General features: G+C 70.8%; 13 protein-coding genes and 1 pseudogene. 9 read left to right on the top strand and 5 right to left on the bottom strand.

Annotation, left to right across the window (positions count from 1 at the left end):
• Positions 1 to 346: 346 nt before the first annotated feature.
• Both WH85_RS33445 and WH85_RS33440 read right to left on the bottom strand, forming a co-directional pair.
• Positions 347 to 844: a methylated-DNA--[protein]-cysteine S-methyltransferase gene (locus WH85_RS33445; RefSeq protein ID WP_045746072.1), complete on the bottom strand. Its 498-nt coding sequence runs from the start codon at positions 842 to 844 to the stop codon at positions 347 to 349.
• A 120-nt stretch (positions 845 to 964) separates the two neighbouring features.
• A complete protein-coding gene (locus tag WH85_RS33440) occupies positions 965 to 2,464 on the bottom strand; it encodes a DNA-3-methyladenine glycosylase 2 family protein (RefSeq protein ID WP_045746071.1) in 1,500 nt (499 codons plus the stop codon).
• A 127-nt stretch (positions 2,465 to 2,591) separates the two neighbouring features.
• Here WH85_RS33440 and WH85_RS33435 point away from each other — a divergent pair, with 127 nt between their 5' ends.
• The 6 genes from WH85_RS33435 (at position 2,592) to WH85_RS33410 (ending at position 6,315) form a co-directional block, all read left to right on the top strand.
• Entirely contained in the window at positions 2,592 to 3,377 is a 786-nt protein-coding gene (locus tag WH85_RS33435; RefSeq protein WP_157411370.1) for an alpha/beta fold hydrolase, read from the top strand.
• A 46-nt stretch (positions 3,378 to 3,423) separates the two neighbouring features.
• Positions 3,424 to 4,509: a redox-regulated ATPase YchF gene (gene ychF / locus WH85_RS33430; RefSeq protein WP_045746069.1), complete on the top strand. Its 1,086-nt coding sequence runs from the start codon at positions 3,424 to 3,426 to the stop codon at positions 4,507 to 4,509.
• Positions 4,510 to 4,716: 207 nt separating this feature from the next.
• On the top strand, positions 4,717 to 5,238 hold the full coding sequence (locus tag WH85_RS33425) for a GNAT family N-acetyltransferase (protein WP_157411373.1): 522 nt from the start codon (positions 4,717 to 4,719) through the stop codon (positions 5,236 to 5,238).
• An 88-nt stretch (positions 5,239 to 5,326) separates the two neighbouring features.
• The gene (locus WH85_RS33420; RefSeq protein WP_157411369.1) at positions 5,327 to 5,623 is read left to right on the top strand and encodes a hypothetical protein; all 297 of its coding nucleotides are present in this window, start codon (positions 5,327 to 5,329) and stop codon (positions 5,621 to 5,623) included.
• A gap of 12 nt (positions 5,624 to 5,635) precedes the next feature.
• A complete protein-coding gene (locus WH85_RS33415; protein WP_045746066.1) occupies positions 5,636 to 5,920 on the top strand; it encodes a hypothetical protein in 285 nt (94 codons plus the stop codon).
• Positions 5,902 to 6,315 carry a DNA-binding protein gene (locus tag WH85_RS33410; protein WP_045746065.1) on the top strand — a complete coding sequence of 138 codons (414 nt, stop codon included), beginning with the start codon at positions 5,902 to 5,904 and terminating at the stop codon, positions 6,313 to 6,315. Before WH85_RS33415 ends, WH85_RS33410 begins: the two co-directional genes overlap by 19 nt.
• Before the next feature lie 36 nt (positions 6,316 to 6,351).
• On the opposite strand, the pseudogene WH85_RS33405 reads toward WH85_RS33410, so the two are convergent.
• The 3 genes and pseudogenes from WH85_RS33405 to WH85_RS33395 all read right to left on the bottom strand — a co-directional run.
• Positions 6,352 to 6,567 (bottom strand): annotated as a pseudogene (locus WH85_RS33405) (GNAT family N-acetyltransferase); the annotation flags it as partial.
• Complete coding sequence (locus tag WH85_RS33400; protein ID WP_245674201.1) at positions 6,564 to 7,190, bottom strand: phosphoesterase PA-phosphatase; 627 nt, start codon at positions 7,188 to 7,190, stop codon at positions 6,564 to 6,566. The gene WH85_RS33400 and the pseudogene WH85_RS33405, both read right to left, overlap by 4 nt.
• Positions 7,191 to 7,215: 25 nt before the next feature.
• On the bottom strand, positions 7,216 to 7,677 hold the full coding sequence (locus tag WH85_RS33395; protein WP_045746063.1) for a MarR family winged helix-turn-helix transcriptional regulator: 462 nt from the start codon (positions 7,675 to 7,677) through the stop codon (positions 7,216 to 7,218).
• A 186-nt stretch (positions 7,678 to 7,863) separates the two neighbouring features.
• On the opposite strand from WH85_RS33395, the gene WH85_RS47635 reads away from it, so the two are divergent.
• From WH85_RS47635 to WH85_RS33380, 3 genes are read left to right on the top strand one after another with little or no spacing between them, the layout of a single operon-like run.
• Positions 7,864 to 8,832: a G5 domain-containing protein gene (locus tag WH85_RS47635; RefSeq protein ID WP_157411368.1), complete on the top strand. Its 969-nt coding sequence runs from the start codon at positions 7,864 to 7,866 to the stop codon at positions 8,830 to 8,832.
• A gap of 58 nt (positions 8,833 to 8,890) precedes the next feature.
• Positions 8,891 to 9,724, top strand: a complete 834-nt coding sequence (locus WH85_RS33385) for a nucleotidyltransferase domain-containing protein (RefSeq protein ID WP_045746062.1) — start codon at positions 8,891 to 8,893, stop codon at positions 9,722 to 9,724.
• Positions 9,721 to 10,464 (top strand): Type 1 glutamine amidotransferase-like domain-containing protein, encoded by a 744-nt coding sequence (locus tag WH85_RS33380; protein WP_045746061.1) that lies wholly within the window; start codon positions 9,721 to 9,723, stop codon positions 10,462 to 10,464. The genes WH85_RS33385 and WH85_RS33380 overlap by 4 nt, the downstream gene beginning before the upstream one ends.
• Positions 10,465 to 10,596: the final 132 nt, after the last annotated feature.

The following is a 10,596-nucleotide window of genomic DNA, read 5'->3' as shown; positions in this document are numbered from 1 at the left end:
GGCGCGCTGGACGCCCCAATTCACCACACCCCTGGTGGTGTGGTGAATACGGGCGCGCTGGACGCCCGAAATCACCACGCTGTTGTGGGTGTGGTGAATTCGGGCGTGCTGAGCGCCCGAAATCACCACAGAGGCAGACCCTGACTGACTCATTAGGTGTCTAGCCTGGCTGTGCCGTCGCTCATGGCTGTCCGAGCGATGCGATGCAGCCATCGGCGACGGCGGGACCGGTGTGGCCGTCGTCTGCGGCCGTTCGGATGTCGTGTGGGAACCGCGCGCGCGACGGCCGACTGCCCCGGCCGGCCGTCGCCCAGGACAAACCGAACCGTGACTAGACGAACCGTGGCTAAACGAACCTCTCGTGCTCCAACAGCCAGGACTTCACCGGCAACCCCCACCGGTAGCCGCCCAGCGAACCGTCCGTACGCAACACCCGATGGCACGGCAGGAACAGCGCCACCGCATTCCGGGCACACGCCGCCGCAGCCGCCCGGACAGCCGCAGGCCGGCCCGCCAACTCGGCGTACTGCGTGTAGGTCACCGGCGCCCCCGGCTTGATCTCGCGCATCACGTCCCAGGCGCGACTCATGAACGCGCCCCCGGTGACCTGCTCGACCGGCACCGCGTCCAACGCTGCCAGATCCCCACCCAGATAGTCACGGACCGCCGTCCGTGCCGGGCCCACATCGTCGTCCTCCGCCACCGGCCCGGCCAGAGTCGGATGCACCAGGCGCATCAACTCGGCCACATCCGTGGTGAAACCGGAGGCGCGCACCGCGCCCTCCCGGCTCACGATCACAGTGAACGGGCCGGCCGGGGTGTCCATCGTCGAATGACGCAGCATGTTCGTCTCCTCACGCGTTACGGGTCAGCGTCGCCGGTCGCGAGAATCCCCGCGCGGCGGCCTGTGGATGACCGGGGAATGTGGACGACGGCCCTGGCGGCCCGTCGCCGGGATACCTTCTCAAGCGGAACGCCACAGCCTGACCAGGGCATACGAGCGCCAGGGACGCCAGTTCCCGGCATGTTCGGCCAGTGCGCGGGGCGTGTCCGGCAGGCCCAGCGCCGCGGCGCCGCGGCGGGCGGCCAGGTCGGTCTCCAGGAACACGTCGGGGTCGCCGATCGCGCGCATGGCGACATAACCGGCGGTCCACGGGCCGATGCCGGGGATCTCCTGCAGGCGGGCGACGGCCTCGGCGCGGTCGGCGCCCGGGTTGAGGTCGACCGTGCCGGAGGCGACGGCGGCGGCCAGGGCGCGGATGGTGGCGCGGCGGGCGTTCGGCATGCCGAACGCCTGGTCGTCGAGGTCGGCGATGGCCTGTGCGCTGGGGAAACCGGCGAGCACGGCGGCAGCGGGATCGGTGTGCGAGGCGGCGGAGGACTCGGGGGAGGGGGAGGGGCCCACAGCAGCGACATCACCGACATCGTTCGCATCCGAGACACCCCGTAACAACCGCCGCAGCGCAGCTTGAGCCCCCGCCACGCTCACCTGCTGCCCCACCACCGCCCGGACCGCCATCTCGAACCCGTCCACCGCCCGGGCCACCCGCACCCCCGGCTCCTTGCGCACCACGCCTTCCAGCGCCGGGTCCCGGCCGAGTTCGCCGTCCACCGCTTCGGGGTCCGCGTCCAGGTCGAACAGCCGCCGGCATCGGGCCACCGCCGGCGCCAGGTCGCGGACGTCTTCGAGGCGCAGCGTCGCGTGGACCCATCGTTCTCCGGCGCGTAGGGCCACGCTTCCGGTTCCGTGCGGCAGGCTCAGTCCTCTGCGGTACGTGTCGCCGTCCACTTCGTCCACGCCCGGCAGTGTTCGTGCCGCCAGGAATTCCAGGAGTGAGGCCGCGTGCAGCGGGGCTCGATAGGCCAGCCGCAGGTTGATGACTCCTGGCTCGCCGCCGGCCGCCGGTCGCGTCTCCCGCAGTTTGCCGGGCGATCGCGCGTACACCTCGAGCATGGTGTCGTTGAATTGTCTGACGCTGCCGAATCCGCTGGCGAAGGCGATGTCGGTGATCGCCAGGTCGGTGGTTTCCACGAGGATCCGCGCGGTCTGGGCCCGTTGTGCCCGGGCCAACGCGAGGGGTCCGGCGCCGAGTTCGGCGGTGAGCATCCGGTTGAGGTGTCGTTCGGTGTATCCGAGCCGGGTGGCGAGTCCGTTGACGCCTTCCCGGTCGACGACGCCGTCGCCGATCAGCCGCATGGCCCGTCCGACGGTGTCGGCGCGCGCGTCCCATTCGGGTGATCCGGGTGCGGCGTCCGGCCGGCATCGGCGGCAGGCTCGGTATCCGGCGCGTTGGGCGGCTGCCGCGCTGGGATGGAATGTCACGTTCTCTCGTTTGGGGGTGACGGCCGGGCAGGACGGCCGGCAGTAGATGCCGGTGGTGCGGACGGCCGTGTAGAAGCATCCGTCGAACCGCTGGTCGCGGCTGTCGACGGCGCGGTAGCAGCGTTCGAAGTCCAGCTCCATGCCGTCGAGTCTGCTCCGCGTACCCGCCGCCTGGCTGGCGGGTTTCGGACATCACCGTGTCGAGGGTTGTCAACCGCGGTTGACGCTTGCCGATCTGTCAACTACGGTTGACGTTATGGTGACGACAATGGCGAAAGTCGATATCCGGTGGCGTACGTTCGGCGACGGCGGCCCCAAAGTCGTGCTGCTGCACGGCGGCCTGCAGACCTCGGCCAACTTCACGAAACTCGCCGGCCTGCTCGCCCGCGATTTCACCGTCCACGTCCCCGATCGCCGCGGCCGTGGCGAGAGCGGGCCCGCCGCCACCGGCCACGGCCTCCGCGCCGAGATCGACGACCTGGCCGCGTTGCTCGGCGAGACCGGCGCCGGCAACGTCTTCGGCCTCAGCTCCGGCGCGGTGATCGCGCTGCGCACGGCCATGGAGATCCCCGTCGAACGCCTCGCGCTCTACGAACCACCGCTCAAGCACGGCGGTCACGATCCGCTCTCCTGGCTTTCAGCGTACGAACGGGAGCTCTCCCGTGGTCACCCCGCGGCGGCGTTCGCGACCGTGGTCAAGGGGACAGGGGGCGCCCGTCTCGTCCCGAGAGCCGCCCTGATCCCGCTCGCCGGCCTGGCCCTGCGCACCGGCGGCGGCAGGGAGCTGGGTGAACTGATCCCGACGATGCGACTGGACGCGGCGGTCGTCGAGGAGGCGGCCGGACCGCTCAGCACCTACGACGGCGTGACGGCCGAGACGCTGCTGCTCGGCGGGACACGCTCCCCGGCGTACCTGAAAGAGGTTCTCACCGGCCTGGAGCCGGTCCTGCCGCGAGCGCGGCGGGTGACCCTGACCGGCGTCGGGCATCTCGCCGCCGACAACAGTGGCAGGCCGGCTCTGGTCGCCGCCGAACTGCGGAAGTTCTTCCGCTGAAGCGGACCTGAGGCGCGGCTCGGGCAAACCCGTAGACTCACGTTCCGTGAGCCTCAGCATCGGAATCGTCGGCCTGCCCAACGTCGGCAAGAGCACCCTGTTCAACGCCCTGACCAAGAACGACGTGCTCGCCGCGAACTACCCGTTCGCGACGATCGAGCCCAACGTCGGCGTGGTCGGCCTGCCCGACGAGCGGCTGGGCAAGCTCGCCGAACTGTTCGGCAGTGAGAAGATCCTGCCGGCGCCGGTGAGCTTCGTCGACATCGCCGGCCTGGTCCGCGGCGCGTCGAAGGGCCAGGGCCGGGGCAACGCGTTCCTCGCGAACATCCGCGACGCGTCCGCGATCTGCCAGGTGGTCCGGGCCTTCTCCGACCCGAACGTGCTGCACGTCGACGGCAAGGTGTCGCCCTCCGACGACATCGAGACGATCAACACCGAGCTGATCCTGGCCGACCTGCAGACGGTCGAGAAGGCGCTGCCCCGCCTGCAGAAAGAGGCGAAACTCAAGAAGGACAAGGCGCCGGTCGTGGCCGCCGCCGAGGCCGCGTTCAAGCTGCTCAACGACGGCACCACCCTCTACCAGGGTGCGAAGGCCGCGGGCATCGAGCTGGAGCTGCTCGCCGAGCTGCACCTGCTGACCACCAAGCCGTTCCTGTACGTGTTCAACGTCGACGAGGCCGAACTGGGCAACGAGACGTTCCTCGACGAACTGCGCGCCCTGGTCGCCCCGGCCGAAGCCGTCTTCATGGACGCGAAGATCGAATCCGAGCTGATCGAGCTCGACGAGGCCGACGCCCTGGAGCTGCTGCAGTCCACCGGCCAGTCCGAGCCCGGCCTGAACCGCCTGATCCGCGTCGGCTTCGACACGCTGGGCCTGCAGACCTACCTGACGGCCGGCCCGAAGGAGGCCCGCGCCTGGACGGTCCCGGTCGGCGCCACCGCTCCCGAGGCCGCCGGCGTCATCCACTCCGACTTCCAGCGCGGCTTCATCAAGGCCGAGATCGTCAGCTTCGACGACCTGGTCGAGGCCGGTTCCATGTCCGCCGCGAAGGCCGCCGGCAAGGTCCGCATGGAGGGCAAGGAATACATCATGAAGGACGGCGACGTGGTGGAGTTCCGCTTCAACGTTTAGACACGTTCCGCAGTCAGGGTCTGCCTCTGTGGTGATTTCGGGCGTCCAGCGCGCCCGTATTCACCACACCACCAGGGGTGTGGTGACTTGGGGCGTCCAGCGCGCCCGTAATCACCACGCGGACGGGCTTCGCACCCTGACCACGACACGTGTCTGGCCGCTGCGCCGTGGTGTCCGGCCGGTCGATCGGCCTACGGTGACTCGGTGATGATCCGAGACGCCGGGGCCGGCGACTGGCCCGCCATCCACCCCTTCTTCCGGGAGATCGTGGCGCGCGGTCACTCGTACGCGTTCCCTGAAGATCTTTCGTTGGAACAGGCCCGCGGCTGGTGGATGGAGTCCCCGCCGGGCCGCACCGTCGTCGCGGTGGACGGCGCGACGATCCTCGGCAGTGCCAAGATGGGCCCGAACCGGCCGGGCCGGGGTGCGCATGTGGCGACGGCCAGCTTCATGGTCGACCCGCGGCATGCCGGCCGGGGCGTCGGCCGCGCCCTCGGCGAACACGTCGTCGCGTGGGCGCGCGCCGCCGGTTACCGCAGCATCCAGTTCAACGCGGTCGTCGAGACGAACGAGGTCGCGGTGCGGCTGTGGCGTTCCCTGGGCTTCGAGGTCCTGACCACGGTGCCGGAGGCGTTCGACCATCCCGACTATGGCCTGGTCGGCCTGCACGTGATGTTCCTGAACCTGAGCGCCTCCGACCAGCCGGCGCGGTCCGGGTCGCAGGGCTGAGACCGCACGCCGACAGTATGTCTCTCAGTCTGCGCCAAATGATCTGGCCGTTGAGATGCCATGGCCTTGAGCCGTGGACGATGGCCGCATGGCTGATCTGGGAGCGGCGGTACGAAAGCTGCGCGCGGCGGAGGACGGCGTTCCTCGCGCGCAGGAGCGGGCCGCCCGGATCGTCGCCGAGGCGCGCGGGAAGGTGGACCAGGCCCGCGCCGACCTCGCCGACCAGATCCGCGCCGCCGACCGTGGCGGCATGCGCCAGGTGGACATCGTGGCGGCCACCGGTTACAGCCGCGAGCGCGTCCGCCAGATCATCCGTGAGGGTGAATGGCTGAAGTCGGCTTCCTGCCCAGTGCCGATGCGGCTGGCGACTTTCCTACTCGTTTGACACACTCGTTTCATGGGTGAGTCGACCTACAGCATCGGGGAAGGGCCGACGACTCGGGTGAGTCTGTCGCTGGCTGAGGGAACGGCTGAGGCCATTCGTGCGCGGGTCGGCAAGCGGGAGTTCTCCGCGTTCATCGCCGAGGCGGTGGAACGGGAGCTGCGCGGTCAGATTCTCGATGAATACCTGGCGGACTATGAGAGTCGTCAGGGCCCGATCTCTGGGCAGGCTCGTCAACGGGCGAAGCAGGTCTTCGACGAAGTGTTCGCCGAGGAGGGCGAGTGGCCCGTCGCAGGCTGAGTCACGAGGGGACACTGGTTCTCGACAGCGAGGGACTTTCCAAGCTGCTTGCCGATGACGAGCAGGTGGCGGCTCTGGTTGCGGAGGCACGCTCGCGTGGCATGGAAGTCGTGATCAGCGCGCTGACCATCATCGAGGCCGTCCATGCCCGTACGAACAGGTCGCGCCTGAACTGGGTCCTCTCCGGGCTGCGTGTCATCCCAGTGGGTGACGAAGAGGCGAGGGCGGCGTCGGCGCTATTGATGGAGGCCAACCTGCATGGGCACAAGTACGCGATCGACGCGGTGGTCGCCGAGGCTGCGCTGCGCCAGCACCGGCCCGTGGTCATGGTGACCTCAGACATCGACGACATGGTCAAACTCTGTGGCGATCGCGTCCGGCTTGTGGCGGTGTGAATCCCGTGGGTGCTCTCCGCAACGCCTGATGCTGGATGCGGTGGTGGCGTCGAGGCGGCGCAGGGCTCCGCAGCCGATCGCCCGGCCGTCGCGGACGGCCACCAGGAACACGTCGATGTCCGCGGCTGACGGTGGGGTGCCGGGTTCGTGGTCGTCGCTGCCGTAGCGGGTGTCCAGTTCGGCCCGTTGCGCGGCCCGCAGTGCTGTGCCGTCCGGGTCGTTCCAGGGGCGTTCGGTGATGGTCCAGGTCATGAGCGCAGCAGGGGGAAGACGGTGCCGGCGATCAGTGCGCCGGCCAGGGCGCCGACGACGACCTGGGCGGGGGTGTGCGCGGTGAGGCGGATGCGGGCCCAGCCGCCGAGCAGGACCAGCGGGACGCCGAGCAGGGCGACCGGGCCGTAGACGGCGGTCAGGGCGGCCACCGTGCCGGCTGCCACGCCGCCGTGGATGGACATCTTCCACCAGTGGGTGACAAGGGCGAACACGAACAGGCCGACGCCGCCGGCGGCCAGCAGGGCCAGTACCTCGCGCGGGGCGCCCAGGGCCACCAGCAGGGCCAGGCCGGCGATCAGCGACACGGTGCCGAAGAGCAGCGGGATGCGGCGGTCGGCGCGTTCCGGGATGTGGTGGTTGGTCAGGCGGCCTCGGCGTACGCCGTGCAGCACGTACCCGAGGGGGATGACCGCCGCGAACAGCGCGCCGGGTAGTCCCCACCAGCGGGACACGCCGGGGGTGTCGCCGGCGTGCCAGCCGACGACGATGAGCAGGGCGGCGACCAGGACCGCCGGTGCGAGCACTTCGGACACGAGCCGGGCGATCCGGTCCGGCAGGGCCGTGCTGGTGTAGGGACTGGTGTCCGGGCTGGTGGTGATCACGCCTCACATGATGACAAAGGTTCGTTCAGGGCTCGGTGGCCATCGCGGCGAAGGCCGCCGCGAGGCGGGCCGGGTCGATGCCGTCGAGGTGGTCGAAGATGTGGCGGCGGACGCTTGCCAGGTGGGTGGGCCAGGCCTCGCGGAGGCGGGTCAGGCCCCGTTCGGTGAGGACGGCGTTCGCGCCGCGGGCGTCCTCGGTGCAGCGGATGCGGCGCAGGTGGCCCTGGGTTTCGAGTTTCGCGGCGAGTCGGGTCATGCCGCTCAGTGACATGTCGCACGCGTAGGCCAGTTCGCTCATCCGCATCGACTGGCCGGTGGTTTCGGACAGGTGGCGCAGGACCGAGTATTCGCTGAGGGAGAGGCGCTGTTCGCGCATCAGGTCGGCGTCCAGGGCGCGCGGCATGACCAGCAGGAACCGGCCGAGGGCGCGCATCACCGCCTCTTCGTGCGGGCTCAGCGGGACGAGCCGGTCGGCGGTGTCGGACATGGCACCGATGGTACGGCCGGGGTGCTGGTGACTCTGCGCCTCGCCGGAGCAACGCGCGAGGCTGGTAACGGGGCATGGCGTCAGCTTTTCGGGGGACTCGCGGCGCCTTGCCTGCGAGCCGGGACGAGTCACAATGCTTTGGTGCAAAACCAGACAACTAGTGACTCTTGGCAGCATCTGCTCGAAATGCCACGAAAGTCTTGGTGGGCCCGGCTGCCGTTCGGCGTCCGGATGACCGTGGGCACGACCGCGATCCTCGCCGTCGTGGGGGGCGGCGCGACCGGTGTGGCCGGTCTCACCGGGGGCGGGCCGGAGGATCCGGTGGCCGCGGCGCCGTCCGTCGCCGACCCGGTCGACGTCGCCGATCCGCTGCTCGACGACGAGGCGGAGGTGGTCAGCCGGGAGGCGGCGGCCGCCGAACCGCTGCCCCGGCGGCACCAGCGGGCACCGGGCGCGGCGGGGCTTGCCGCCCGCAGCGCCGCGGACCAGCTGGGACGGACGTCGGCCGCCGCGGACCAGCCCGCAGCCACGTCGGCCGGCGCGGACCGGGACGGCGGCGATCGCGCCGCCCGCACGGAACCGCGCTCCGTGCGTACCCCCAAGAAAGCCCGCACCGAACCGGCCGGGAAGAAGAACCGCAAGGCGAAAGCGGACACCAAGGCGAAGGGGAAGACCACGGCCGAGCCGGTGGTCACCACCCGCACCGAGACCGAGACGCGGGTGATCCCCTTCCACACCAAGCTGGTCCGTGACTCGTCGCTGCCGCGCGGCGTCCGCCGGGTGCAGACGCCGGGCAAGCCGGGCGAGGAACGGGTGCGCTACCTGGTGACCATGACCGACGGTGAACAGACCGACCGGCGGCTGCTGGACACCACGGTCACCCGCAAGCCCCGGCACCGGGTGGTGGTCTTCGGCGCGCAGTGGGCCGGCGACGCCAAGGACTGCCAGCGTGACCTGCACGTCTGTGTGCCGGTCGGGCGTGCCGCGCTGTGCCCGCAGGACCAGGACGCGGTCCCGGTGGCGCGGCCGGAGCCGAGCGGCGCCGTGCGGGGCCCGGAGAGTGCCGGCGCGCTGCTCTTCTCGGTGGAGGAACTGGAACTGCTCGGGCCGGGCGCGCTGGACAGCCTGCGCCGGGAACCGGCGAGTCTGTGCTGACGAGGGCGGAGACGGGTAATTGATTGCGCCGCTCTGGCCGGAAGATCACCGTAGGGGGATGGGGCTGACCGACGCTGATCTGACCGAACTCGCCCATCGCCTGCTCACGGTGCCCGGTGTCGCCGGGGTGATGCTCGGCGGCAGCCGGGCGCGCGGCACGCACACCCCGGACTCGGACACCGATCTGGGGTTGTACTACCGGGCCCCGCTGGACACCGAGCGGCTGGGCCGGCTGGCCGAGGAGGTGGCCGGCAGCGGCAGCCGGGTCACCCCGCCCGGCGAGTGGGGCACCTGGGTGGACGGTGGCGGCTGGCTGCGCATCGACGGGCACGCGGTCGACTGGATCTACCGTGACCTGGACCGTGTCCGGGCCTGCTGGGCCGAGGCCGAGAAGGGCCGGTACGCGTTCCACGTCCAGGCCGGGCATCCGCTCGGTGTGCCGGACTTCCTCTACCCCGGTGAACTGGCCCTGGGGCGGATCCTCGCCGACCCGACCGGTGAACTGACCGCCCTGCGGGAGAGTGCCCTGGTCTATCCGCGGCCGCTCGCCGAAGCCCTGGTGGCCGGTCTCTGGGAGGCGGACTTCATGGTCGGCCTGGCCCGCAAGGCGATCTCCCGGGGCGACGCCACCTACGTGGCCGGCTGCCTGTTCCGGCTGGCCGGGGTGTGCGCGCACGCCCTGCACGGCGCCGCCGGCCGGTGGCTGATCAACGAGAAGGGCGCGATCGCCGCCGCGGACGCGTTGCCCGGCGCGCCGCAGCAGTTCCGGCGGCGGGCCGAGGCCGCGTTCGCCGCGGTCGACGGCGACCCGCTGCGGCTGGGGGCAGCCGCCGACATCGCCGCCGATCTGGTCCTGGACACGGTCGACGCCTGCGCGATGATGTTGCGGTGACGGCTGACGAACCCACCATTCTCGCGACCAGCGCGTTCTTCCGGCGCGGCGCCCACGGCCCGCTCTCGTTGCGGCCCGGGGCGATCCACCACTTCGCGGCGGAGCTGGCCAACGCCCGCAAGCCGAAGATCTGCGTGCTGACCCAGGCCACCGGTGACCCGGAGACGCGGATCGGCGCCTTCTACGCCGCGTTCGCCGGCACCGACTTCACCATGTCGCACCTGCAGCTGTTCCCGATGCCGAACGTGGACGACATCCGCGCGCACCTCCTGGCCCAGGACATCGTCTGGGTGGACGGCGGCAGTGTGGCCAACCTGTGCGCGCTCTGGCGGGTGCACGGACTGGACGAGATCCTGCACGAGGCGTGGCAGGCCGGCGTGGTGATGAGCGGTGTCTCGGCCGGGTCGATCTGCTGGCACAGCGGTGGCAGTACCGACAGTTACGGCCTGGAGCTGCGCGGGTTCACCGACGGGCTGGGCTGGCTGCCGTACAGCAACGGGGTGCACTACGACGCGGAGGAGCAGCGCCGCCCGAAGATGCACGAGCTGATCGGGGCGGGCACCCTCGCCGACGGGTACGCGACCGACGACGGCGCCGGCCTGCTCTACCGGGGTACGGCACTGGCCGAGGTGGTCGCCGACCGGGAGGGCCCGCGGGGGTACGCCCTGCGCCGCAACCCGGACGGCACGGTCACCGAGACGCCGCTGCGGACACGTGTCCTGCCGGAACCTCGGAGTTGAGGGCCGGAGCGTCGTTAGGCTTGAACGGGCGCACCACGCGGCCCGAGGGAGAGAATGAGGAGAACGATGACGTACTTCCGTGGCGGCGAGGGCGGCAGTTACCGCTGAACCCTCGGGTTTCGCCGCGGTCCG

This window comes from Actinoplanes rectilineatus (assembly GCF_000962825.1).
Lineage (GTDB): Bacteria > Actinomycetota > Actinomycetes > Mycobacteriales > Micromonosporaceae > Actinoplanes > Actinoplanes rectilineatus.
This window is presented reverse-complemented; position numbering and strand designations above follow the sequence as displayed.